This window comes from Amycolatopsis tolypomycina, from assembly GCF_900105945.1.
In the GTDB taxonomy this organism is placed as follows: Bacteria; Actinomycetota; Actinomycetes; order Mycobacteriales; family Pseudonocardiaceae; genus Amycolatopsis; species Amycolatopsis tolypomycina.
In genome coordinates this window covers 4,382,422-4,406,702 of record NZ_FNSO01000004.1, presented here as the reverse complement: position 1 = coordinate 4,406,702, position 24,281 = coordinate 4,382,422, and the positions used below count along the sequence as shown (strand labels likewise).

Below are 24,281 nucleotides of genomic sequence, written 5' to 3'. Positions count from 1 at the left end.
GGCGTGCTGTTCTGCTGGCACGGGGGAACTTCACCGAAGGAGACCACGCATGGCGGAAAGTTCGTCGGACCTGCGCCGCAGGCGCTGGTGGCGGTCGACGACCACTCGAGTGCTGGCGGGCGTGGCGAGTGTCGCCGCGACCGCAACCGTTCTGGTGACCGCGCCCGGCGCGGACGCCGCGGCCAGTACCCTGGGCGCCGCGGCCGCGCAGTCCGGCCGGTACTTCGGCACGGCGATCGCCGGCAGCCGGCTGAGCAACTCCGCCTACACCACGATCGCGGCCCGCGAGTTCAACATGGTGACGGCCGAGAACGAGATGAAGCCGGACGCGACCGAGCCCAACCAGAACCAGTTCAACTTCTCGGCTGGCGACCAGATCTACAACTGGGCGGTCAGCCGCGGCATGAAGGTCCGCGGGCACACCCTCGCCTGGCACGCCCAGCAACCGGGCTGGATGCAGAACATGGGCGGCAGCAACCTCCGCAACGCCATGATCAACCACATCCAGAAGGTGATGGCCCACTACCAGGGCAAACTCGCGCACTGGGACGTCGTCAACGAGGCCTTCAACGAAGACGGCAGCCGCCGGCAGTCGAACCTGCAGGGCACCGGCAACGACTGGATCGAGGTCGCGTTCCGGACCGCGCGCGCGGCCGACCCCTCGACCAAGCTCTGCTACAACGACTACAACATCGACAACTGGAACTACGGCAAGACCCAGGGCGTCTACCGCATGGTCCAGGACTTCAAGTCGCGCGGCGTGCCGATCGACTGCGTCGGCCTGCAAGCCCACTTCACCGGCGGCAGCTCGGTCCCGAGCAGCTTCCAGCAGACGATCTCCAGCTTCGCGGCGCTCGGCGTCGACGTGGCGCTCACCGAGGTCGACGTCACGAACGCGAACACCGGCCAGTACTCGGCGCTGACCCAGGCCTGCATGAACGTCGCCCGCTGCGTGGGCATCACCGTGTGGGGTGTGCGGGACAGCGACTCCTGGCGGTCCAACGAGAGCCCGCTGCTGTTCGACGGCAACGGCAACAAGAAGGCCGCCTACAACTCGGTGCTCAACGCCCTCAACGCCGGCGGCCCGACCACGACACCCACGACACCGACGACGACCCCGACGGGGCCGACGACGACCCCGACCACGACCACGACGCCGGGTGGCGGCAATTGCACGGCAACGCTTTCGGCCGGGCAGTCCTGGGGTGACCGGTACAACCTGAACGTCTCGGTCAGCGGCTCGTCCAGCTGGACGGTGACGATGAACGTGCCCAGCCCCGCGCGGATCAGCGCCACCTGGAACGTCAACGCCAACTGGCCGAGCAGCCAGGTGCTGGTCGCGAAACCGAACGGCAGCGGCAACAACTGGGGCGTGACGATCATGGCCAACGGGAACTGGAACTGGCCCAGCGTCAGTTGCAGCGCCTCCTGAGCGGCGCGTTCCCGCCCCCGCTGGGGCGTGGTGGGTGTGGCGGCCGGGGTTCCCGCCGCACCCACCACGGAGCCGTGGTTCACCGGCCCAGTGCCACCGGCACCGGGCGGACCGCGACATCGCGGTAGACCCCTTCGAAAGTGTCCACTGTGGAATCCAGGTCGTGTCCGGCGATCAGCTCGAGGCTGGCCCGGCCCATCGCGGTCCGGGCCGGCTCGTCGGCCAGGACCGCGGTGAGCCGCCGGGCCAGCTCGCCCACGTCGCCGGGCGGGTAGAGCCAGCCGTTGTGCCCGGGCCGCACCAGGTGCGGCAGGGCCATCGCGTCCGCGGCCACGACCGGCTTGCCCGCGGCCATCGCCTCCATCGTCACCAGGCTCTGCAGCTCGGCGGTGCCCGGCATGCAGAACACCGCGCACCGCCGGTAGGCCAGCACCAGCTCGGCGTCCGGGACGAAGCCGTGGAAGGTCACCCGGTCCGCGATCCCCAGCCGCGCGGCGAGCGCCTCCAGCCTGCCGCGTTCGCTGCCGTCGCCGACGAGCTCGACCCGGACCTCCGGGGGCAGGGAGACGGCCGCTTCGAGCAGCTCGTGGACGTTCTTCTCCGCGTCCAGCCTGCCCACGAACAACACCGACGGCGCGCCGGCGGGTTCGGCGGGCGGGCCGGCGTAGTGCGCGCGGTCGACCCCGCAGGAGATCGCCAGCACCGGCCGGTGCAGGCCGTTGCGCTCGAGCAGCCGGGCCGCCCGGGGCGTCGGGGTCGTGCAGACCGTGGCCCGGCCGAAGACACCGGCGAGATCGCGCCACGCCAGCCGGGCCAGCGGGCGGTGGGTCCAGCGGGGCAGCGGGCCGTAGCCCAGCAGGTTCTCCGGCATGAAGTGGTTGGTGGCGACCACCGGGACCCCGGCCGCGGTGGCGGCGCGGACCGCGTGGCGGCCGACGAGGAAGTGCGCCTGGGTGTGCACGACGTCGGGATCGATCGCGGCGAGCAACGCGGGCACGGCCCGGGCCGTCCGCCACGGCGGGCAGATCCGGAACGTCGGGTGGAAGGGCGTGCGCCGCGACCCGATCCGGTGGACCGTCACGCCGGTCGCCGTTTCGGTGAAGGACGCGGGACCGGGTGACGGGCAGAGGACGTGGACGTCGTGGCCGCGCGCGGCCAGCCCGGTCGCGAGCCGGTGGGCGAAGTTGGCCGCGCCGTTGACGTCGGGCGGGTAGGTGTCCGCGGCGATCGCGATGCGCAGCGGGCCCTCGCGCCGCTTCCGGCGGGCGGGCGCGGCGGGTGCCGGCAGGGCACGGGTCAGCAGCACGAGCCCGGCGACCGCGACCACCCCGGGCACGGCGAGGCCGCCGAGCTGCCCCGGCGTCAGCTCGCCGTAGGCGAAGACGCCGATGAGGACCGCGCTGAGCGGGTCGACGATCGTGGTCGCGCCGGCCACGACCGGGGCGGGTCCGCTCGCGTAGGCCTGGTGCAGCAGCCACGCCCCGGCGAGGGTCGCCGCCACGGCCTCGGCCACCACGAAGCCGGCCGGGCCGCCGTCGAGCGCGGCCGCCCGGATCAGCGCCGAGGTGAACCCGAAGAGCACCGCCGTCGCCAACGCGGCCAGCAGGGACCGCGCCCGGCCGCGGGTGGCCCGGGCAGCCGCGGCCAGCCCGGCCGCGGCGAGCAGCGCCCACTGGGCGGTCCCGAGGCTGGGCGACGGCAGCGCGGCGTCCGTGGCCGTGGCGGCCAGCGCGACGAAGGCGGCCAGCCCGGCGACGCTCATCGCCAGCGCGGCGAGCACGGCCCGCGTCAGCGACGTCCGCGCGAGCAGGACGGTGAGGACGAGGGTGAGCACGCCGATCGGCTGCACCACGGCGAGCGGGGCCATGGTGAGCGCGAGGACGTGCAACGCGGCGCCCAGCCCGGCGAGCCCGATCCCGGCGTACCAGCCGGGGACGCGCAGGACCGCCCGCAGCACGGGACCGGCCGGCGCCCGGTGGACGGCGCGGTGCTGGAGGTGGACGGTGCCGGCGAAGCAGCACGCGCCCGCGGCGGCGAGGCCGATGGCCAGTGTCAGCATGGTTTCCTCCCGGAACGCAGGACGGCGAGGGCGGCCTCGCCGAGCAGGACGAGGTAGACGACGAACACGAGCCGCTCGGTGAGCCCCTGGAACAGCGGGCCGTCGAAGCCGCCCGAGGGGCTGAGGAGCACCGGCAGCTGGCTCAGCAGGAAGACCGCGAGGGCGCCCCACGCCCAGCGCGTGTGCCGCCGCAGCCGGCCGGCCAGCCCGCGGTGCGCCGGGTGGTGCGCGGCGCCGCGGGCGAGGAGCCCGGCCGCGGCAGGCAGGCTGACGAACAGGACAAGGCCCGCGTAGCGGTGGACCTCGGCGGAGAAGGTCATCGGCGCGCCGGTGGGGGCGGTGGGGAAGAAGGCGCACAGCGTCAGCCCGGCACCCCAGCAGCAGGCCAGCGCGACGACGGACCGGGACACGGCCGGCCCGGCCCGGCCCAGACCGGCCAGCAGGCAGCCGGTCCCGGCGGCGAGCGCCAGCACACAGCCGGCGAACAGCCCGGCGGCGGGGGACAGGGCGTAGTCGCTGATGACCTGCCGGACGGGATCGACACGGGCGGCCTGGGTGAGGTGCAGGACGAGGGCGGCACCGACGGACAGGCCGAAGCACGCGATGGCGGCGGCGGCCCAGGCGCCCGCGGTGCCGTGCCGGAGCACCGCGGGGGCGGGGCGGATCGTTTCGAGGGTGGACACGATTCGAACTTCGGGCCCGCGGATGAAAGGACCTTAAGAACCGCCGCCGAGGGGATTAAGAAAAGCGGTCCAGCGGCAGCCGCACCCGTAGCTCCGCGCCGCCGCCCTCCGCCGCTCCCGCGACCACCCGGCCCGCGTGCGTGCCGACGATCTGGGCCACGATCGCCAGCCCGAGGCCCGAGCCCGGCATGGACCGGGCCGCCGTTGCGCGGTAGAAGCGTTCGAAGACCTTGGGCCGGTCCTGTTCGTCGATGCCCGGTCCCTCGTCGGCGACCGTCAGGTCGGCGTTGCCGTCCCTTGTGGACAGTGCAACCCGGACCGTGCCGCCCGGTGGGCTCCACTTCGCCGCGTTGTCCAGCAGGTTCAGCACGACCCGGGACAGCCCGCCCGGCTGGCCGGTCAGCGGCGCGGGCGCGGCCGTGACGGCGAAGACCACCTGCGGCCAGCGGGCCCGGGCGCGGATGACCGCACCGTGCACGAGGTCGGCGAGGTCGAGCGGGCCGAACGGCTCGGGGTCGGTGTTCTCCGCGGCCAGCTCGACCAGCTCGGTGGTGAGAGTCGTCAGCTCCTCGGCCTGGATGCCGAGGTCCCGCAGCAGCCGCGCGCGGTCGTCCGCGGCCAGTGACCGGCCGGACGCGCGCTGCTGCTCGGCGTAGGTGAGCAGCTCGACGTTGGTGCGCAGGCTGGTCAGCGGCGTCCGCAGTTCGTGCCCGGCGTCCTCGACGAGCTGCTGCTGCGCGGCCTTCGACGCGGCGAGCGCGGTCAGCAGGTGGTTGACCGCGGTGGCGAGCCGGGCGATCTCGTCGTGGCCGGACACCGGGATCGAGCTGTCCAGGTCCTGCGTCTCGGCCACCGTCTCGACGGCCCCGGTGAGCTGGTGGACCGGCCGCAGGCTCGCCCGCGCGACGCCCGAGCCGACCAGGCCGGCGAGGGCGGCGCCGGCGAGCCCGACCCAGGTGAGCAGGACCCGGAGGTCGTCGAGGGTCCCTTCGATGCCGATGACGCGGCTCGCCACCTGCACCGCGCCGCCGGGCCGGGGTGCGGTGCTGACGCGGTAGACGGTCTCGTCGCCCAGCTCGACGTCGTCGACGTCCTGGCCGGTCCCGTCCGCCGCGACGCGGGCGGCGGGCGAGGTCACCGGCCCCAGCCACGCGTCTCCCGCGCTGGTGGACACCACGTGCCCGCCGCTGTCGAGGAACCGGACGACGACGGGCGGCGGCAACCCGGCCAGCCGCAGCAGCCGCCGGATCTCCACGGGCAGGTCGTCGTCGGACCAGGTGCCCGGCAGCTGGTCGGCGCCGCGCAGGGTGCGCAGCGCCTCCGCGGGCGTCGCCGCCCGCGCCGCCTCGGCCGTGTCGGCGCGCAGCTGGCGGTCGAGGTTCTCGTACATCCGCTCGTGCATCAGCCACCAGCCCGCGAGGGACACGACGACGACGGCGAGCGCGACGCCGAGCGCGGAGAAGGCCGCGACCCGCGCGCGCAGGGTGAGCTTGCGCCGTCCGAGGCCGCGCAGCAGCTTCACAGGGGGTCCTCGCGCAGGACGTAGCCGACGCCGCGGACGGTGTGCAGCAGCCGCCCGCCGCCGTCGGCTTCCAGTTTCTTCCGCAGGTAGCCGAGGTAGACGTCGAGGCTGTTGGAGCTGCTGCCGAAGTCGAAGCCCCAGACGTGTTCGAACAGGACCGACCGGGTGAGCACCTGCCGCGGGTGGCGCAGGAACAGCTCGAGGATGGCGAACTCGGTCCGCGTCAGCCGCACCGGACGGCCGGCGCGCAGGACTTCCCGGGTGGCCGGGTTGAGCACGAGGTCGGCGAAGCGGAGATCGGCCGGCGATTCGGCGACGGCTTCGTACCGCGCTCGCCGCAGCAGGGCGCGCACCCGCGCGAGCAGTTCCTGGAGGGAGAAGGGCTTGGCGAGGTAGTCGTCGGCTCCGGCGTCCAGCCCGGCGACCCGCGCGGTGACGTCGCCGCGCGCGGTGAGCATCAGCACCGGCACGAGGTTCCCGGCCGCCCGCAGCCGCCGGCAGGTCTCCAGCCCGTCGAGCACCGGCATGGTGACGTCGAGGATGACGCCGTCGGGCTCGCGGTCCCGGATGACGTCGAGGGCCGCCTGGCCGTCCTTGGCCGTCTCGACGGTGTAGCCCTCGAACCGCAGCGTGCGCGACAGGGAGTCGCACACGGCGTCTTCGTCGTCGGCGATCAGGATCAGCACCCTGCCGATTGTCCGAGGCGGCGGACAGTGGCGGCCAGGCGAGGTGCTAAGAAACGCCTAAGAACTCCGGTGGCGGACGCGTCCCCCGACGACGCGCCCGCCACCGGCGGGGCCAGGCCCGCCGGGCGGGACCCGGTGGTGGGCGCGACCCCCAACGACGCGCCCGCCACCGGGTCGCCCCGGCAGTCCCCCTCTTTCGCCGTGCCCCTAGGGTTTCCGACGCCGTCCTCGTTTCGTCCTCGCGCCGGCATCCGCCGCTTCACCTGCGCGTTTCGAAAGGTCGGGCGCGGGGCTGGGCCGTGACGAGGCGGGGGGACGCGATGAGGTTCCGGATTCTCGGGACGCTGGAAGTGCGGGCGGACGGGGTCCGGGTCGGCTTGGCGAGCCCGCGTCAGCAGCGCGCGCTCGCGGTTCTCCTCCTCAACGCGGGCGCGGTCGTCCCGGTGGAGCGCATGATCGACGCCCTGTGGGACGACGAGCCGCCGGCGACGGCCGTGAAGCAGGTCCGCAACTGCGTCTCCGCCCTGCGCAGCCGGCTCGGCGAGGCCGGCGCGGCGATCGTCACCGACGGCCCCGGATACCGCTTGCAGACCGACGCCGACGAGCTCGACGCCCTCCGCTTCCGCCGGCACGTCGCGGCCGCGCGGGGACTCGCCGCGCAGGCCAAGCTCGCCGACGCCGTCGAAGAGATCCGCGCCGCGCTCGCCCTGTGGCGGGGCCCCGCGCTCGACGGGCTGCGGACGACGACGCTGGCCGGCCGGGCCGCGCTGCTCGACGACCAGCGCGCCGACGCCGTGGAGCTCGGTGCCGAATGGCGGCTGCGGCTGGGCGAAACGGGCGACGTCGTGAGGGAACTGACGGAGTTCTGCGGCGAGCACCCGACGCGCGAGTCGTCGCACCTGCTCCTGATGCGCGCCCTCGCGGCGGAAGGCCGCTACGCCGAGGCGTCGACGGTGTTCCACGGCCTGCGCCGCCGGCTGGCCGGCGAACTCGGCGTCGACCCGAACCCGGAGCTGAGGCGGCTGCACGACCGGATCCTCACCGAGGCCGCGCCCGAGCCCGAACCCGAGCCCGAACCCGAGGCCGAACCCGCGGACGCCGAGCCGCCCCACCGGTTCGACCGCGCGGTGACCGAGCTCGCCGAAGCCGTCACGTGGCAGTGGCGTGCCGAGGCCGAGCTGCGGTCGCTGCACCGGCCGCAGCCGATCATGCTGCGCTGGTCGGCGGTCGCGCGGGCGGGAAAGCGCGTGCTGCGCGGCGATCTCGACGACATCGCCGGGACGTTCGCCGCGTTGCCCGTGCGGCAGCTGGTCGTGCTCGGCGATCCCGGCTCCGGCAAGTCGGTGCTGGCCCTGATGCTGACGCTGGAGCTGCTGCGCACCCGCGCGCCGGACGACCCGGTGCCGGTGCTGTTGTCGCTGGCTTCGTGGGACCCGCAGCGCGAACACCTCGACAGCTGGCTGGCGGGCCGGCTCGCCGAGAACCACCCGGCCCTGCTCAACGCGCGCGAGTACGGGGCAGGCGCGCCGACCCGGCTGGTCCTCGGCGGTCACGTCGTCCCGGTCCTCGACGGCCTCGACGAGATGCCCGCCGACCTGCGCGCCGCGGCGCTCGACGCACTGGACCAGACGATGGCGGTGGGGCGCTCGCTCGTGCTGACCTGCCGCTCCGCCGAGTACGAGCAGGTGACGCGCGAAGCCGGCGCGGTGCTGAGCGCCGCCACCGTGGTCCGGCTCGAACCCGTCGCCCGCGAGGAGGCGCTCACGTATTTGTCGGCGCGGCAGGGCGAAGACCGCTGGCTGCCCGTCGCCGAGCGGCTGCGCCGGGAACCGGACGCGGCACTGGCCCGGGTGCTGCGGACGCCGTTGATGGTCGACCTCGTGCGGATCGGCTACGGGCGCCCGCACGCCGATCCCGCGGAGCTGCTGGCCGTCGCGGACGCCGACGTCCTCGAAGGGCGGTTGCTCGATTCCTTCGTCCCCAACGCCTACGCGCAGGTGCCGCAGCCGCCGGGGCGGAACCCGAAGACCAGCCCGACCGGGCGGTACACCGCGGAACAGGCGACGCGCTGGCTCGGGTTCCTGGCCCGGCACCTCGAACGGGCGCGCAGCCGGGACCTCGCCTGGTGGCAGCTGTACCGCGCGGTGCCCGCCGGAACCCGCGCGGCCTTGATCGGCGTGCTGATCGCGGTGTTCTTCGTCGTCACCGGCTGGGTCGACGACGGACCGGCGCTGGCGGCGGTCTACGGCCTGTCGTTCGGGGGCGCCGGCTACCTGACCCACCGCTTCGGGCGGCCGCCGGAGCCGCTGCGCACCGAGCTGCGGTTCGCCGGCGCGGCCCGGAAGTTCGCCGGCCGCTTCGCGATCGGCGCGGCGGTGGGTGTCCTGCTCGGCCTGGGCTGGTCGCTGACGGCGGGCCTGGTCGGCTTCCTGGCGCTGGTGTTCGGGCTGGTGTTCGCGGTGCACGTGTGGCTGGCGAAGCCGGTCGACGCCAGCCGGGTGTCGAGCCCCCGGACGATCCTGCGCAACGAGCGGACCGGCGCGATCGCGCTGGCGGTGTCCTTCATGGTGTCGCTGGGGCTGTTCGACGGGATGGCGTTCGCGTTCACCGCGCAGACGCGGTTCCTCCCGGTGCTGGGCGGCCACTACGACCTGGCGCTGGCCGTCGCGGGCGGCATCGCGGGCGCGGCGTTCGGGTTCTTCATGGCCCGCGGCGTCGCGGCGGCGTGCTACGGCATCGCGGGCGCGCTCGCCGGCGGCCAGGTGTTCCCGGCGGCGACGAGCGCGGTGCCGCCGATCGTGGCGGGCGTGTGTTTCGGCGCGGGCATCGGCCTGGCGGTCCTGGTGACGCGGGCCTGGGGCAACTACTTCGTCCACCACCTGTGGCTCGCGGCCACGGGCCGCCTGCCGTGGCGCCTGATGCACTTCCTCGACGACGCCCACCGCCGCGGCGTCCTGCGGCAGGCCGGGGGCGTTTATCAGTTCCGCCACGCCCGGGTGCAGGAACGCCTGGCCACCGTCACGGCCGAGGAATAGCGGGCACGGCGGCGCGTTCGGCATCGGCCACGGCGGCCGCCGTCACCTTCGTCGCGCCGAAGACGGTGGCCATGGCGAGCAGGCTCATTGCGGCGAACACCGGCCGCAGGCCGAAACTCTCGGTGAGGACGCCGCCCACGAGAGCTCCGAGTGGTCTCGTTCCGTACGCCACGAGGCGGTGCGAGCTGTTGGTGCGCCCCAGCAACCGGTCCGGGGTGATCCGCTGGCGCAGGGAGACCGTCGTGACGTTGGAGACGATGAGGCCGACACCGCCGACGAAGAAGGCGGCGCCGATGATCACCGGGTCGGCCGTCAGCGCCGGTACTCCCAGCGACGCCGCGCCGAGGAAGAACGCGATGCCGATCGCGCGGGCCGCGCCCAGCGCGCGCTCGGCCGGCTCGGCGAAGAAGGACCCGGCGAGGCAGCCGGCGGCGATCAGGCTGAGCAGCCAGCCGTAGGCCGCTCCGGAAAGCCCCATCGCCGAGTCCGGGCCCACGGCGTAGAGCACGAGCACGGCCAGGATCGCGCTGCTGGCGAAGTTGAAGACGCCGGTCATCACGGTGAACGTGCGCAGGATGCCGGTGCGCCACACGAACCGCAGGCCCTCGGCGATCTCGGCGCGCAGCACGGGACGCCGTCCGGTGGCCCGCACCTTGAACGGGCCGCGGACGAGCAGGAGGACGCCGACCGCGGCCGCCCAGAGGGCGATCGGCGTGCCCAACGGCAGCGCCGCCCCCGCGGCGACGAGCAGGCCGGCCGCCGGGGGACCGGCGAGTTCGAGGGCTGTCGTTTCGGCCGCGTACAGCCGGCCGTTCGCCCTCGGCAGCTGGTCGCGCCCGACCAGCTGCGGCACGATCGCCTGCGACGCCGTGTCGTAGCAGGTTTCGGCGATGCCGGTGCCGAGCGCGGCGACGTACAGCAGCCAGATGGAGCCGGCGTCGAGCAGGACGGCCACGAGCAGCCCGGTGAGCAGGGTGGCGCGGGCGACGTTCGCGAGCAGCATCACCGAGCGCCGGTCCGCGCGGTCGGCGATCGCGCCGGCCGGCAGGGCGAAGAGCAGCCACGGCAGGGTGAACGCCAGCGTCAGCCCGGCGACCAGCGCCGGTGCTCGCGTGTAGCCGATCGCCAGGAGCGGCAGCGCGAACTTGAGAATCCCGTCGGCGAGGTTCGACAGGGCGGCCGACGTCCACAGCCGCCAGTACCCACCACCGAGCGATGACCCCATTGATGGAGAGTTTCACATCGATGGAGAAAAGTCCATCAGTGCGTGTACTAGCCTTCGGCCATGGATGATCACGCTTCGTCGCCCGTGGCGCGACGCGAGGCCACGGTCAGCGAGGCCAAGGCGCTGGCGCATCCACTGCGGCTGCGGATCCTGCGGCTCTGCTGGCAGGGCGAGCTCACGAACAAGCAGCTCGCCGACCGGCTGGGCCGCGACCCGGGGACGGTGCTGTACCACGTCCGCCAGCTGCTCGACGCGGGCCTCCTCGAGCCGGCGCCGGTCCGCACCGGCGAAAGCGGCGCGCTGGAGAAGCCCTACCGCGCGAAGGCCCGGTCGTGGTGGCTGGACGACCCGCCGAACTCCGAAGCCGACGCGGCGCTGGCACCCATCGAAGCGGTCCAGGACGAGCTGCGCGCGGCAGGCCCCGGCTCGGTCCGCGTCTTCCTGCGGTTCGCCGTGCACCTGTCGGCCGAGGACGCGGCGGAGCTGGAGCGCGGCATCCTGGAGCTGGTCGACCGGTACGTGTCGACGGACGCGGAGCGCCCGGCCGAACCGGCGTACGGCGGGATGGTGGTGTTGCACCGCTTGGCGGAGTGACCCCTCACGCGACGGCGAGGTCCTCCGGCGGCGCCCACAGCGGCACCCCGTCCGCCCGGTCGGGGTGCAGCCAGTGCTGCCGCGCGGCGACCTCCCGCGCCACCGCCAGGAACGCCAGGACGCTCTCCGGCTGCTCGCCCTCGCGCCAGGCCAGCGACCACGGGTACACCGGCTGCAGCTCCCGCGGCCGGTGCACCGGGATCCCGAGGTCGGCGTACCGCCGGGCGTAGCTGTCGAACTCGAGCAGGTGAGCGGTGTCCGCAGCCCGGACGAGCGCGGCGTGGCACGTGTCGAACGTGCCGGGGTTGCCCAGCCACCGCAACGCCAGCCCCGTGTGCTGTTCCAGCGAACTCAGGTAACGGCCGTGCACGTTGTACAGCGCCGTGCCCGGCGCGTCCGCGAAGACCTCGATCGGGCGTTCGTGCACCGACACCGACGGGCGGCGGGGATCGCCGGGGCGGCCGACCAGGTGGAACGGCTCCAGCCGCAGCAGCTCGTGCTGCCAGCCCGCCGGGTTCGCCGCCTTCAGCGCGCTCGTGACGCGGATGATCGCGACGTCCAGGTGGTCCTCCAGCAGCGCCGTCAGCTGGCGGGCGCTGTCCATCTGGCTCTGGACGAGCCGGATGCCGGGGTGGGCGGCGTGGAACGCGTCCGCGACCACCCGGCCGGTGTCCAGCTCGAAGATGTGGGCGATCCGCACGTGGTGCGGGGTGGGTTCGCGCAGCATCAGGTCCGCGGTCGCCAGCAGCTGCCGGGCCAGCTGCAGGAACCGGTCGCCGCGCGGGGTCAGGGCCACGTGGCGGCTGTCGCGGACCAGCAGGGCGCCGCCGACGTCGGTTTCCAGCTTGCGGATCTGCTTCGACAGCGCCGGCTGGCTGATGAAGAGCTTGGCCGCCGCGCGGCCGAAGTGCAGTTCGTCGGCGACGGTGACGAAGTACCGCACCAGCCTGAGGTCGAGGTCCACGCCGACGATGCCACCACGGCTATCGATCCGGGCGCAACAGGTCTTGGACGACGGCACCGCCGGTCGGGTTGGCTTTTCGGAGACGACCGGACTAACTGGAGGATCCGATGACCGGCACCCCCGTCGTGTTCATCCACGGCCTGTGGCTGCACGCCGCCTCGTGGACCCCGTGGACGGACCACTTCCGGGCGGCCGGGTACGCGCCCGTCGCGCCGGGCTGGCCGCACGAGCCCGAGACCGTCGAGCTGGCACGGGCGAATCCCGACGTCGTCGCCGGTATCGGCATCGACGACGCCACCGGGCACTACGCGTCGATCATCGCGGGCCTCGAGCGGCCGCCGGTGATCATCGGCCACTCCTTCGGCGGCCTGATCACCGAGAAGCTGCTGGGCCAGGGGATCGGCCTGGCCGGTGTCGCCATCGATCCCGCGCAGATCAAGGGCGTCCTGCCGCTGCCGCTGGCGCAGCTGCGCGCCGGACTGCCGGCGCTCGGGAACCCCGCGAACCGCCACCGGGCGGTGTCGTTGACCGAGAAGGAGTTCCGGTTCGGCTTCGGCAACACCCTGACCGACGAAGAATCGGCGGAGCTGTACCGGCGCTGGACGATCCCGTCGCCGGCCCGGCCGCTGTTCCAGGCGGCGGCCGCCAACTTCGTCATGCACTCCGAGGCCGCCGTCGACACGCGCCGCGCGGACCGCGGGCCGCTGCTGCTGATCTCCGGGACGGCCGACCACACCGTCCCGGACGTCGTCACCCGCTCGACCTTCAAGCAGTACCGGGATTCCACGGCGGTCACCGAGCTGAAGCAGTTCGAGGGCCGCGGCCACTCGCTCACCATCGACGGCGGCTGGCGCGAGGTCGCCGACGCCGTGCTCGCCTGGCTGCGCGAGCAGGGGATCTGATGGACCTCGGACTGGACGGCGCGGTCGCCGTCGTCACCGGCGCCAGCCGCGGCATCGGCCTGGCCGTCGCCGAAACCCTCGTCGCCGAAGGCGCCCACGTCGTGGCCGGCGCGCGCGTCCCGGGCCCGGGCCTGGACGCGCTCGTCCGGGCGGGGAAGGCGCACGCCCTCGCGGTCGACCTCGGCACGGCGGACGGCCCGGGCCGGCTGGCCGAGCTGGCGGTGGCCGAGTTCGGCCGCATCGACGTGCTGGTCAACAACGTCGGCGCGGTGACGCCGCGGCCCAACGGCTTCCTGCTGGTCACCGACGACGACTGGACGCGGTCGGTGACGCTGAACCTGCTGAGCGCGGTCCGCGCCACCCGCGCGGTGCTGCCGACGATGGTGACCGCGGGCCGGGGGAGCGTCGTCACGGTCGCCTCGGTCAACGCCGTCCTGCCCGACCCCGGCGTGATCGACTACAGCGCGGCGAAGGCGGCACTGGTCAACTTCACGAAGTCGCTGTCGAAGGAGTTCGGGCCCCGCGGCATCCGCGCCAACGCGATCAACCCGGGCCCGGTCGCGACGGACCTGTGGCTCGGCGCCGGCGGCGTGGCCGAAACGGTGGCCGCCACGACGGGCGCGAATCCGGAGTCGGTCGCCGAGGAGGCGGCCGGGCACGCGGTCACCGGCCGCTTCACCCGGCCCGCGGAGGTGGCGAACCTGGTGGCGTTCCTGGCGAGCGACCGGGTGGCGGGCAACATCACCGGCGCGACCCTGGCCATCGACGGCGGTTACGCCACGGAGATCCACTGATCGGTTTCGGGGCCGGAAGTTCGCCCTCGGCGTGATCCGTCACGCCGAGGGCGAACACGCACGGCCTTCTTTTCCCGCGGCGGCACCCTGTTTTCCGTGATATCCTGGCAGCGATCGGACCACTCGATTACCGAGATATCCCGCCCGGCCGGCGAGATCTGCCTGATTCGACGACAGTCTCCGGTTTCCGCCGCGTTCGCCCCGCCCTGATCCATATCCGGTATGACGCACGAGCCCGCTGTTCCACGCGAGCGTGCGCGTGGACCGATGTGAAGGGGAATCTCCATGAGTGAAACAGTTCTGGCCCAGACGGTCAACCTCAACCCCGGCCTCGCCGCCATCGGCTACGGCCTGGGAGCGATCGGCCCGGGAATCGGTGTCGGTCTCATCTTCGCGGCCGTCATCAATGGTACCGCACGCCAACCGGAAATGCGCGGAAAACTTCAGACGTTGGGGTACTCGACCTTCGTGCTGAGCGAAGTGCTCGCGTTGATCGGGGTCGTCGTGTATTTCATCGCCTCCAACCGCTGAACCGGTTGCCCGCGCTCGGTGAACGGCCGAGCGCGGGCGCGGCGGTCCGGAGAAAGCCCTACCGCACGGCGAGGCCACCGGAAACGACCAGCGAACGGTAGTGCGGATACCGGCCGCCGAGGCCCAGAAGCACAACCCCCGTCAGCCGCCCGTCCCGGTGGTAGCCGACGGCCGCCTCGTCGTCCACGTCGCCTTCCAGGACGCGGATCTCGCCGCCCAGGCCGACCGCGCCGTAGGACTGGAGGCGGAAGTCGTACTGGTCGCTCCAGAACGACGGCACCGGCGTGAACGGCGTCTCGTCCGCGCCGGCGCCGGTGAGGTGACGGCCGAGCGTGGTTCCCGCGCGCTTGCCCGTGTCGGTCGCCATCGTCCAGTGCTCGACGCGGCGGGGGACCGCGTCGAACAGCGGGTTGGGGAAGCGGGCGAGGTCGCCGCACGCCACCACGTCCGGGCGGCCGCCCGCGCGCAAAGCGTGGTCGCACAACACCCCGTCGGTGAGGTCGAGGCCGGTGCCCGCCAGCCAGTCCGTGGCCGGCACGCAGCCGACTGCCTCGACCACCAGGTCCGCCGGCAGTTCGGTGCCGTCGGCCAGCAGCACCGACGTCGCCCGGTACGCCACCGGCACGGTGCCGAGGTGGAACCGGACGCCGTGGGCCTCGTGCCGTCGCCGCAGCGCCGCCCCCAGCAGACGGCCCAGCGGGCGCTCGACCGGAACGCGCTCCGGCGCGACGACGTCGACCGAAGCCCCGAGCGCCCGGGCGGCCGCGGCGACCTCGCACCCGATGAACCCGGCCCCGACCACGACCAGCCGGGCGCCGGGGCGGAGCGCGGCACGCACCCGCGCCGCGTCCTCGAGGGTCCGGATGACGCAGCGGTCCGGCCCGGGCAACGGGAGCCGCCGCGGACGCAGGCCGGTCGCGATCACCAGGCCCGACCAGCCCAGCACCTCGCCGCCGGCCAAGGTCACCGTGCGTGCGGCGAGGTCCGCCGCCGTCACCGGCTCGCCGAGCCGCCAGGTGACGTCGCGGGCGTGCCGGGGGACCCGGAACGCCAGGTCCTCGGGCTCGGCGCCGAGCGCGGTCTTCGACAGGGGCGGCCGGTTGTACGGCATGTGCGGCTCGTCGCCGATGACGACGACTTCGCCCGCGTACCCGGCTTTCCGCACGGCCTCGGCCGCGCGCAACCCGGCCATCGACGCGCCGACGACGACCACCCGGTCCGCGGCCACGTCAGTCCTCGACCGTGATCGCCTGCAGCGGGCAGACGTCGGCGGCTTCTTCGACGTCGTCGCGGTGGTCCTCGCCCAGCGGCGGCGACACGTAGGTTCCCGAAGCCGTCGCGCGGAAGGACAGTTTCCCTTGTCCGTCCAAAGAGAACACCGACGGCGCCGAGAAGACGCACTGCCCGTGGTCCTGGCACTTGTTCAGATCGACGACGATGTGCATGTCCACTCCCACGAATCAGGATCGGCGCGGCGGCCGGACGCCGCGGAACTCCCAGTCGCCGCCCAGCGCGGTCGAGAGCACTTCTTCGCTCTCCGTCGGCTGCGCGCCGACGTCCGTGCGGATCGGCACCGGGCCGGCGACGATGTCGTTGGTCAGGGTCCCGAGCCCGTCGACCTCCACGGAAACCACGTCGCCGGGCCGCACCGGGCGCGAGCCCGCCGGGGTGCCGGACAGCAGGACGTCGCCGGGGAAGAGGGTGATGGTGCGGGCGATGTCCGCGACGAGGTAGTGCATGTCCCACTCCATCTCGTCGGTGCTGCCCTCCTGCCGGACTTCGCCGTTGACGAGGGTGCGGATCGCCTTGCCGCGGAAGTCCCAGTCCTCGACCAGGCCGGGGCCGAGCGGGCACAGCGTGTCGGACCCCTTGACGCGCAGCATCGAGCCGGCGTCGGTGTCGCGGAAGTCGTGCAGCCCGAAGTCGTTCGCGATGGTGTAGCCCGCGATGTGGTCCGCGGCTTCCTTCGGCGAGACGTTGCGGGTGACGCGGCCGATCACGATGGCGATCTCGCCCTCGTAGTTGAGCCACTTGCAGCCTTCGGGCCGGACCACCGCGCCGTGGTGCGCGTTGAGCGACGACGTCGGCTTGTGGAAGTACGTCGGCGCCGCCGGGAGTTTCGTGCCGAACTCGGTCACCCGGCTGCGGTGGTTGAGGTGCACGGCGATGATCTTCGACGGCACGACCGGCGGCAGGTGAACCGCGTCGTCGGCCAGGACTTCCCGGCCGTCGGCGGCGCGCAGGCGGTCGCCGTCGCGGACGACGTCGACGACGGCGCCGTCGAGCAGGATGCGGCGGTGTTCGGTCACAGTGACACCTCGGTGCGGTGGGTTCGGCGGGGGCGGGGGAAGCCGTCGGCGGGCCGGTCGAACCACAGGTGCACCTGGCCGGTGCCGACGGAGTTCTCGTATTCGCCGTACTGGCGGGACTTCGCGGTGCAGTCGCCTTCGCCGAGCGCGCCGATCATCATCAGGTAGTGCCCGAACCGGGCCTCCGGCTTGAACCGCAGGAACTCCGGCATCGTCGCGAGCACGCGCTCGTGGTCGCCGCCGGCGAACCAGGCGAGCCGTTCGGCGTCGGCGGCCGCGGCCTCCGGGCTGAAGATGTGCTCGACCCCGGCGGCCTCGTGCGCGCGCAGCTGCCGCAGCGGCCAGAACGTGTGGCTCATCGCCCCGGAGGCGATCAGCAGCGCCTTGCGGTCGAGTCGCGAGATCGCGTCGCCGAGGGCCCGGCCGAGCCGCAGGCTGTCCTCGGTGTCGGCGGTCTGGCACACGCCGATCGACACCCAGCGCTTGTCCGGCAAGCCCTGGCCCAGGTACTCCCAGAGGTTGGTCGTGGCGTAGAAGATCGGCAGGTGGTGGTCGTCGATCGCGGTGATCCACGTCCCGTGCGCGTCGGCCCGGGCGGCGACGGCGTGGGCCAGCTCCGGGTCGCCGGGGAAGTCGTACGGACGACGGCACATGCCCCGCGGCAGCTCCTCCGACGTGAACAGGCCCGAGCGCCGGTCCTGCGCGGTCACCACGAACTCGACGGTCGTCGCCCAGTGCGAGTCGAGCACGACGACGGTGTCGTAGTCGAGGGTCTCGAAGACCTCGGTGCGCAGCTGCCGCAGCCCGGCGACGAGGGTGGTGTCCTCGCCGTGGTTGAGGGCCCGCCGTTCGGCTTCGGGCAGGGCGATGGTGGGGACGTGCGCGAGCAGCCCGGCGCCGACGATTTCACCCATCAGGACCTCCAGCCAGCCGGTGCGAACACGGTGTTCTTGACCTCGCAGTAGAAGTCGAACGACCAGGTACCGCCCTCCCGGCCGATCCCGGACTGCCGCGCGCCGCCGAAGGGGGCACGCAGGTCGCGGACGAAGAAGCAGTTCGTCCACACGGTCCCGGCGACGAGCCGGGCGGCGACGCGCCCGGCGCGTTCGGGGTCGCCGGTGAAGAGCATCGCGGCCAGCCCGAACGCCGAGTCGTTGGCGGCGGCCACGACCTCGTCCTCGTCGCGGAAGGTGTGCAGCACGAGGACCGGCCCGAAGACCTCTTCGGTGGCGATTTCGCTGTGCGGGTCGACGTCGGTGAAGAGCGTGGGCCGGTAGTAGAGCCCGCCGAGGTCGGTGTTCGGTCCGCCGCCCAGCAGCACCTTCGCCCCGGCCTGCTTGGCGCGCTGGACGAAACCGTCCACCCGGGACACGTGGTCGGGGTGGATGGAGGGGCCGATGTCGGTGGCTTCGTCCCGCGGGTCGCCCTGCTTCAGCTGCCCGGCACGCTCCAGGAACCGCCGGACGAACTCGTCGCGGATGGACTCCTCGACGTAGAGCCGGGTCCCGGACAGGCAGACCTGCCCGGCGTTGTCGTACTGCTCGACGGCGTTGGCGACGGCGAGGTCCAGGTCGGCGTCGGCGAACACGACGAACGGCGACTTCCCGCCCAGCTCCAGGGAAAGCGGCGTGAGGTTGGCCGCCGCCGCGCGGGCGATCACCTTGGCCGTGGGCACCGAGCCGGTGAAGGAAATGCGCCGGACGTCCGGGTGGGCGACCAGCGCGGCGCCCGCTTCTTCACCGATGCCCTGGACGACGTTGAGGACGCCGTCGGGCAGCCCGGCGTCGGCGGCGATGTCGGCGAGCAGCGACGCGGACAGCGGCGACCACTCGGACGGCTTGAGCACCACGGTGTTCCCCGCGGCCAGTGCCGGGGCGACCTTCCAGGTGGCCAGCATGAGCGGGGCGTTCCACGGCGAGATGAGCGCGCAGACGCCCGCCGGGTCCCAGGTGACGTGGTTGCGGTGGCCGCGGGTCTCGAAGTCCGGGTGGCCGAGCTCGTGCTCGAGGTAGTCGGCGAAGAACCGGAAGTTGTGGGCCACCCGCGGCATGACGCCCCGGCGGTGCGAGCGGATCAGGGCGCCGTTGTCGGTCGTCTCGACGATCGCGAGTTCTTCGAGGCGTTTCTCGACACCGTCGGCGATGGCGCGCAGCAGCCGGGCGCGGTCGGCCGGGGGTGTGGCGGCCCAGGCGGGGAAGGCGGCCTTCGCGGCGGCGACCGCGGCGTCGGCTTCCTCGGGTCCGCCCCGGGCGATCCGGGCGATCGGGCGGCCGTCGATCGGGGACAGGTCCTCGAACGTGTCCGCGGAAGCGACCCGGCGGCCGCCGATCCAGTGGCGGGTGTCGACGGCGGTTCCGGCGACGAGCGCGGTGTTCATGACGCCCTCCAGGATGTATCGTTCGGATCCAAACGTATCCGCCGTCCTGGTCTGGGTCAAGGGAGTGGTGCAGGTGGAGGATCCGGTCGTGGCAACGGACTGGCTGGCGCGCGCCGCCACGGTGAAAGCACCGGAGGGGGTGTTCGTGGCCGGGGAGCCCCGCGAGGCCGCGCGAACCCGCCCGGTGCGGTCCGCGCGGGACGGCGCGCTGCTGACCGAGCTGGCCTGGGCCGGCGAGCACGACACCGACCGGGCCGTCGCGGCCGCGCGGCAGGCGTTCGACCACGGACCGTGGCCGCGGCTGCACCCGCGCGAACGCGGCGAGATCCTGCAGCGCTTCGCCGTGCTGGTCGACGCGCACCGGGCCGAACTCGCCCTGCTGGTCAGCCTCGAAATGGGCAAGCCGATCCGGCAGGCGCACGACATCGAGCTGCGCGCGCTCGTCCGGACCCTCCGGTTCTACGGTGAGCTCGCCGACAAGGACCACGGCGAGGTCGCCCCGACGGCCGAGGGCGAGCTGGCCCTGGTCACCCGCGAGCCCGCCGGGGTGGTCGCCGCCGTCGTGCCGTGGAACTTCCCGCTCACCCTGGCCGGCTGGAAGTTCGCGCCCGCCCTCGCCGCGGGCTGCACGGTCGTGCTCAAGACGTCGGAACGCAGCCCGCTGTCGATGCAGCGCGTCGCCGCGCTCGGGGCCGAGGCGGGCCTGCCCCCGGGCGTGCTCAACGTCCTGTCCGGGGACGGCGCCGTCGTCGGACGGCGGCTCGGCGAGCACGCGGGCGTGGACGTCCTCACCTTCACCGGGTCCACCGAGGTCGGGCGGCACTTCCTGCGGTACGCCGCCGACAGCAACCTCAAGCGCGTCTACCTCGAGCTCGGCGGGAAGTCGCCGAACATCGTCCTGCCCGACGCGCCCGACCTCGACGCCGCCGCCGACACCGCGGCCTGGGCGATCTTCTTCAACTCCGGCCAGATGTGCACCGCCGGATCGCGGCTGGTCGTGCACCGCGACGTCGCCGACCGGGTGCTGGACCGGGTCGTCGCCACCAGTTCGGGCTGGTTCCCCGCCGACCCGCTGCTGCCGGACACGAAGATGGGGCCGCTGGTCGACGCGGCCCACCTCGACCGCGTGCGTGACGCCGTCCGCCGCGGCGTCGGCCAGGGCGCCCGGCTCGTCACCGGCGGCGGGCAGGTGCTGGCCGGGACCGGCGGGAGCTACCTCGAACCGACCGTCCTGACCGGCTGCGCACCCGGCAACCCCGTGCTGCGCGAGGAGATCTTCGGTCCGGTGCTGGCCGTGCAGGTGGTCGGCGACGAGGAGGAGGCGATCCGCGTCGCGGGGGACACGCCGTACGGCCTCGCCGCCGCGCTGTGGACGGCGGACCTCGGCGCCGCGCACCGGATCTCGCGGCGGCTGCGGGCCGGGACGGTGTGGGTGAACTGCTACGAGGAAGGCGACCTGTCGGTCCCGTTCGGCGGGGTGAAGCTGTCCGGCTTCGGCCGCGACAAGTCCCGGCACGCCCTCGACGAGTACCGCGACCTCAAGACCACCTGGATCCACCATGGCTGACCGGCGGCCGCTGATCGTCGTCCCGGCGCGGTTCTCGGCGAGCGCGTCCGCCCTGCGCTACCGGGCCGAAGTCGGGGCACGGGCCCTGCTTGAAGCGGTTTACGCGGCCGGTGGCGAACCGCTGCTGATGCACCCGGCCGACCCCGGCGAGGTCCCGTCGCGACTGTCCATTGCGGACGGTGTACTGCTGCCCGGCGGCGGCGACCTGCACCCGAGCTGGGCGGGCCAGGGATCGCACCCGGCCGAGTACGACGTCGACGTGGACCAGGACGCCTTCGATCTCGCGGTGGCGTCCTGGGCACTGAAAGCGGGCCGGCCGCTGCTGGCGGTCTGCCGCGGCGCGCAGGTCGTGAACGTGGCCCTCGGCGGCGACGTCGTGCAGGACCTGCCCGGGCACCGGCACCGGGTGCATCTCGCCAAGACCGCGCCGGGAACGCTCCTGGCCTCGCTCACCGGCGACGCGCTGGAGGTGTCGTGCTTCCACCACCAGGGCCTCGGCCGGCTCGGCGCCGGGCTCGAGGTGGTCGCCGAGGCCGCGGACGGCGTGCCCGAGGCGGTCGAGCTGCCGTCCGCCCGCGGCTGGTTCCTCGGGCTGCAGTGGCACCCGGAGGACACGGCCGCGACCGACCCCGCTCAGGCGGCCCTGTTCGCCGCGTTCGTGGCCGCGGCCCGGTCTCAAACGCCCCAATGTGGCGTTCGGTGCGTCTGATGCACCCAATGTGGCGTTCGGTGCGTTGAGCGCACCCAATGTGGCGTTCGGTGCGTTGGACGCAACCAACGCCACATTGGGGCGCGGGTCAGTCGGCCTGGGGGGTTTCCCAGGACTTGTCCTCGACCGTCTGGACCATGGTCCGCAGGCCGTTGGTGATCGTGGTCAGCTTGCCGCCGCTGATGCGGGCCACCACCTCGGCCTCGGCCGCGTTGAACCGCGGGTAGAGGTCCTCCATCAGGGCCAGGCCTTCGTCGGTGAGGACCAGGTGCACCAGCCGCCGGTCGGCGGCGTCGACCTCGCGGCGCAGCAGGCCGCGGCCCTCCAGGGTCTTGGCCACCCCGGTCAGCGTGCCCTTGGAGATCGCCGCGACTGTCGCCGCGTGCCGCGTCTCCAAGCCGTCGAAGATCCACACGCACCACAGGACGACGAAGCCCGTCCAGCTCAGGTCGTGCTCGCGCAGCACGGCGTTGGTGAGGTGGTTGCGGACGGCGTTGGCCGCGCGGTACAGGCTGGACAGCGCCGCCGCGGCGGGCAGGTCGAGCGCGAGCTTGGCGATGTGCGCGGACATCGCCTTTTCGGTTTCGGCGAGACCGTATCCGTCCGGCATGCCCCGATCGTACGGCCTCAAACGGACGGCAGCTCGGCCAGCCGCCGCCCGCCGTCCCAGGTGACGCCGACCTGGCGGTAGTAGCCGCCGATGATCTCGTGGACCTCGAGCCGGGCCAGCTCCTCGGTGGGCGCTTCGAACAGCCGCAGCTCGACGTCGCCGCGCCAGGCCTGGCCGCCCTCGAACGCGCTCGCGCCGGACTCGATCAGCTCCGCGTGCGCGTCGCCCTCGCCCCGGCCGATGCCGGGCAGGACGCGGTGGTGCGCCATCGGGTGCCCGTTGACGAACCCGTTCGTCGGCGACTCCGCCGTCAGCGTCAGGACGGCTTCGGCGAGCCGCCGGTCGCCGGCGGCCAGGGTCGCGCCGAACCTCGCGCCCGGGCGGAGCTGCGGGGCCGGGCCGAAGGGGTGCGGCCGGGTCTGCCAGATCGAGCCGAGCTTCTTCGGGTAGCCCTGGTGGATGCCGCGGGCGATCGCGAAGTCCTTGTCGACCCAGATGTAGACGCACCGGGAGTAGGTCCGGCCCTCGAACGCGCACCGGACCACGACGAACGCCTCCTTGTACTGCGAGCGCACCGGATCGAGGAGCTCTTCCCGCGAGGTCGAGCACGACTGCCAGTCGGCCCAGATCAGCGCCACCGCGCCCGGGTCCTCGTCGGCGAGCGTCAGCGGCTCGGGCAGCAGCTCGGCGACGCGGGCGGGGTCGGTCCGGTACTCCACGGTGAGCAGGTCGCCCGAGTAGAACCAGGGTGGCGACGGGATGAGCGACGCCTGCCCGCTCGCCGTGCGGGGGTAGAAGAAGCCGGCCACCAGTCCTCCCGAAAGTCGTTTGGGTCCGCACGATACCGCGCCGACTGACCGGGGGAAAGGCTTGTCAGCGTCCGCGGCCAGGGCTATCGTTCGGACTCAAACGAACCCAGGAGGTGTCGTGGGTCACTTCGACGAGGACGCCCTCGCGGCCGCCGCGGCCGAGCTGAGCGGCCGCGGTATCGACGTCGTCCGGCTGGGCTACCCCGACTTCATCGGCACCGAGCGCGGCCGCGACGTGCTGGTCGCGAACTTCGCCAGGACACTCGGCGACGGCGTCGCGTTCTGCCGCACGGTCTACGGCACCAGCCCGATGGGCGACGTCGTCGAGCTGGGAGCGGGCGGCCTCGCCGACGGCCTGCCCGACGTCGTCGCGTTCCCCGACCTGGCCACCCTCACCGACGTGCCGTGGGAGCCCGGCGTCGCGCACTGCCTCGCCGACGTCTTCGACCCGGACGGGACGCCGGCGCCGGAGAGCCCGCGCCAGGTCCTCAGGCAGGTGCTGGCCCGGTTCGCCGAGCTCGGCATGCGCCCGGTGGTCGGCCCCGAGCTGGAGTTCTACGTGCTCGAACCGGACGCGGCAGGCGGCTGGCGCCGCTACGGCGAGGCACCCGGCAACGTCTACGTCTCCGGCAGCAAGGGCGACCCCGAGAACCTGCTGCTGCGGTCCCTGCGCTCGCTGGCGGACTACGGGCTGGACGTGGTGACGGCCAACCACGAGTTCTGCAGCGGCCAGTTCGAGATCAACCTCTGGCACTCCGCGGCCCTCGACGCCGCTGACCGGGCCTTCCGGTTCAAGACCGCCGTCAAGGAGCTGGCCCGCCGCGAGGGCAAGCTGGCCACGTTCATGGCCAAGCCGTTCAACGACGAAGGCGGCTCGGGCTTCCACCTGCACTTCTCCACAGTGGACGACGACGGGCGGCCGCTGTTCGACGACCCGGCGGGCGAATACGGCCTCTCGAAGGTCGCCCACGCCGCCATCGCCGGAATCCTCGCGCACGCCCCCGCGCTGTCGGCGCTGGCCAACCCGACGGTCAACTCCGCCAAGCGGTTCGGCCCGGACACCCTGGCCCCGTGGCTGATCGACTGGGGTCTCGACAACCGCAGCGCGATGATCCGCATCCCGCCGGAACGCGGCCGGGCTTCCCGGCTGGAGCTGCGCCAGGGCGACGCCACCGCCAACCCGTACCTGGTGACGGCCGGCCTGCTCGCCGCCGCGTACCTGGGCATCCAGGACGGCCTGGCCGCACCGGCACCCCTGGAGGGCTACGGCTACGACCCGGCGAAGGCCCCGAAGCTGCCCGCGGACCTGGGCGCGTCGCTCGACGCCCTCGAAGCCGACACGGCGTTCGCCGAGCTGCTCGGCCCCCGGTTCGTCACGGCGTTCCTCGCCTACAAGCGCAACGAGCTGGAGCGGTTCTCCCGGTACGTCACCGACTGGGAGTTCCGCGAGTACGCCTACCACCTGTAGAGGAG

22 protein-coding genes are annotated in these 24,281 nt (G+C 73.3%); 9 read left to right on the top strand and 13 right to left on the bottom strand.

Translation table 11 applies throughout. The features are described 5' to 3' along the window. The first annotated feature begins 49 nt into the window (after nt 1–49). Nucleotides 50–1,432 carry a glycoside hydrolase family 10 protein gene (locus tag BLW76_RS30110; protein WP_091313697.1) on the top strand — a complete coding sequence of 461 codons (1,383 nt, stop codon included), beginning with the start codon at nt 50–52 and terminating at the stop codon, nt 1,430–1,432. 79 nt (nt 1,433–1,511) lie between these two features. Here BLW76_RS30110 and BLW76_RS30105 read toward each other — a convergent pair whose 3' ends face one another. From BLW76_RS30105 to BLW76_RS30090, 4 genes are read right to left on the bottom strand one after another with little or no spacing between them, the layout of a single operon-like run. Then, a complete protein-coding gene (locus BLW76_RS30105; RefSeq protein ID WP_091313695.1) occupies nt 1,512–3,491 on the bottom strand; it encodes a glycosyltransferase in 1,980 nt (659 codons plus the stop codon). Next, complete coding sequence (locus tag BLW76_RS30100; RefSeq protein WP_167384778.1) at nt 3,485–4,174, bottom strand: DUF998 domain-containing protein; 690 nt, start codon at nt 4,172–4,174, stop codon at nt 3,485–3,487. Before BLW76_RS30100 ends, BLW76_RS30105 begins: the two co-directional genes overlap by 7 nt. A 55-nt stretch (nt 4,175–4,229) precedes the next feature. Further along, nucleotides 4,230–5,696 (bottom strand): HAMP domain-containing sensor histidine kinase, encoded by a 1,467-nt coding sequence (locus tag BLW76_RS30095; protein WP_091313689.1) that lies wholly within the window; start codon nt 5,694–5,696, stop codon nt 4,230–4,232. Beyond that, complete coding sequence (locus tag BLW76_RS30090; RefSeq protein ID WP_091313682.1) at nt 5,693–6,382, bottom strand: response regulator transcription factor; 690 nt, start codon at nt 6,380–6,382, stop codon at nt 5,693–5,695. The genes BLW76_RS30095 and BLW76_RS30090 overlap by 4 nt, the downstream gene beginning before the upstream one ends. Before the next feature lie 320 nt (nt 6,383–6,702). Between BLW76_RS30090 and BLW76_RS30085 the strand changes: the two genes are divergently transcribed. Then, nucleotides 6,703–9,417: a BTAD domain-containing putative transcriptional regulator gene (locus BLW76_RS30085; RefSeq protein ID WP_091313679.1), complete on the top strand. Its 2,715-nt coding sequence runs from the start codon at nt 6,703–6,705 to the stop codon at nt 9,415–9,417. Here BLW76_RS30085 and BLW76_RS30080 read toward each other — a convergent pair. After that, entirely contained in the window at nt 9,401–10,642 is a 1,242-nt protein-coding gene (locus BLW76_RS30080) for an MFS transporter (protein ID WP_091313676.1), read from the bottom strand. The two genes, BLW76_RS30085 and BLW76_RS30080, sit on opposite strands and share 17 nt — an antisense overlap. 60 nt (nt 10,643–10,702) lie before the next feature. Here BLW76_RS30080 and BLW76_RS30075 point away from each other — a divergent pair, with 60 nt between their 5' ends. Further along, entirely contained in the window at nt 10,703–11,236 is a 534-nt protein-coding gene (locus BLW76_RS30075) for an ArsR/SmtB family transcription factor (protein ID WP_091313674.1), read from the top strand. Nucleotides 11,237–11,240: 4 nt separating this feature from the next. Here BLW76_RS30075 and BLW76_RS30070 read toward each other — a convergent pair whose 3' ends face one another. After that, the gene (locus BLW76_RS30070; RefSeq protein WP_091313672.1) at nt 11,241–12,200 is read right to left on the bottom strand and encodes a LysR family transcriptional regulator; all 960 of its coding nucleotides are present in this window, start codon (nt 12,198–12,200) and stop codon (nt 11,241–11,243) included. 107 nt (nt 12,201–12,307) lie between these two features. Between BLW76_RS30070 and BLW76_RS30065 the strand changes: the two genes are divergently transcribed. From BLW76_RS30065 to BLW76_RS30055, 3 genes are all read left to right on the top strand, one after another. Beyond that, on the top strand, nt 12,308–13,102 hold the full coding sequence (locus tag BLW76_RS30065; protein ID WP_244170376.1) for an alpha/beta hydrolase: 795 nt from the start codon (nt 12,308–12,310) through the stop codon (nt 13,100–13,102). After that, on the top strand, nt 13,102–13,896 hold the full coding sequence (locus BLW76_RS30060; RefSeq protein WP_091313668.1) for an SDR family NAD(P)-dependent oxidoreductase: 795 nt from the start codon (nt 13,102–13,104) through the stop codon (nt 13,894–13,896). Before BLW76_RS30065 ends, BLW76_RS30060 begins: the two co-directional genes overlap by 1 nt. Nucleotides 13,897–14,181: 285 nt before the next feature. After that, nucleotides 14,182–14,427 carry an ATP synthase subunit c family protein gene (locus BLW76_RS30055; protein ID WP_091313664.1) on the top strand — a complete coding sequence of 82 codons (246 nt, stop codon included), beginning with the start codon at nt 14,182–14,184 and terminating at the stop codon, nt 14,425–14,427. 58 nt (nt 14,428–14,485) lie between these two features. On the opposite strand, the gene BLW76_RS30050 is transcribed toward BLW76_RS30055, so the two are convergent. Genes BLW76_RS30050 through BLW76_RS30030 form a run of 5 tightly spaced genes read right to left on the bottom strand, consistent with a single transcriptional unit; the run spans nt 14,486 to nt 19,113 of the window. Then, complete coding sequence (locus tag BLW76_RS30050; RefSeq protein ID WP_091313662.1) at nt 14,486–15,655, bottom strand: NAD(P)/FAD-dependent oxidoreductase; 1,170 nt, start codon at nt 15,653–15,655, stop codon at nt 14,486–14,488. Between the two features lies 1 nt (nt 15,656). Next, the gene (locus BLW76_RS30045; RefSeq protein ID WP_091313660.1) at nt 15,657–15,872 is read right to left on the bottom strand and encodes a ferredoxin; all 216 of its coding nucleotides are present in this window, start codon (nt 15,870–15,872) and stop codon (nt 15,657–15,659) included. A gap of 15 nt (nt 15,873–15,887) precedes the next feature. Then, nucleotides 15,888–16,736, bottom strand: a complete 849-nt coding sequence (locus tag BLW76_RS30040) for a fumarylacetoacetate hydrolase family protein (protein WP_091313657.1) — start codon at nt 16,734–16,736, stop codon at nt 15,888–15,890. Further along, a complete protein-coding gene (locus tag BLW76_RS30035; protein ID WP_091313655.1) occupies nt 16,733–17,650 on the bottom strand; it encodes a DODA-type extradiol aromatic ring-opening family dioxygenase in 918 nt (305 codons plus the stop codon). The genes BLW76_RS30040 and BLW76_RS30035 overlap by 4 nt, the downstream gene beginning before the upstream one ends. After that, entirely contained in the window at nt 17,650–19,113 is a 1,464-nt protein-coding gene (locus BLW76_RS30030) for an aldehyde dehydrogenase (protein WP_091313653.1), read from the bottom strand. Before BLW76_RS30030 ends, BLW76_RS30035 begins: the two co-directional genes overlap by 1 nt. A gap of 88 nt (nt 19,114–19,201) precedes the next feature. On the opposite strand from BLW76_RS30030, the gene BLW76_RS30025 reads away from it, so the two are divergent. Both BLW76_RS30025 and BLW76_RS30020 read left to right on the top strand, forming a co-directional pair. After that, nucleotides 19,202–20,680 carry an aldehyde dehydrogenase family protein gene (locus BLW76_RS30025; RefSeq protein ID WP_244170375.1) on the top strand — a complete coding sequence of 493 codons (1,479 nt, stop codon included), beginning with the start codon at nt 19,202–19,204 and terminating at the stop codon, nt 20,678–20,680. After that, nucleotides 20,673–21,389 (top strand): gamma-glutamyl-gamma-aminobutyrate hydrolase family protein, encoded by a 717-nt coding sequence (locus BLW76_RS30020; protein WP_091313648.1) that lies wholly within the window; start codon nt 20,673–20,675, stop codon nt 21,387–21,389. The genes BLW76_RS30025 and BLW76_RS30020 overlap by 8 nt, the downstream gene beginning before the upstream one ends. A gap of 88 nt (nt 21,390–21,477) precedes the next feature. Here the strand turns inward: BLW76_RS30020 and BLW76_RS30015 are convergent, their stop codons facing one another. Continuing rightward, nucleotides 21,478–21,999, bottom strand: coding sequence for a MarR family winged helix-turn-helix transcriptional regulator (locus BLW76_RS30015; protein WP_091313646.1), 522 nt, complete (start codon nt 21,997–21,999; stop codon nt 21,478–21,480). A 17-nt stretch (nt 22,000–22,016) separates the two neighbouring features. Next, entirely contained in the window at nt 22,017–22,808 is a 792-nt protein-coding gene (locus BLW76_RS30010) for an acetoacetate decarboxylase family protein (protein WP_091313643.1), read from the bottom strand. Between the two features lie 118 nt (nt 22,809–22,926). Here BLW76_RS30010 and BLW76_RS30005 point away from each other — a divergent pair, with 118 nt between their 5' ends. Further along, nucleotides 22,927–24,276 (top strand): glutamine synthetase family protein, encoded by a 1,350-nt coding sequence (locus tag BLW76_RS30005; RefSeq protein ID WP_091313641.1) that lies wholly within the window; start codon nt 22,927–22,929, stop codon nt 24,274–24,276. Nucleotides 24,277–24,281 lie beyond the last annotated feature (5 nt).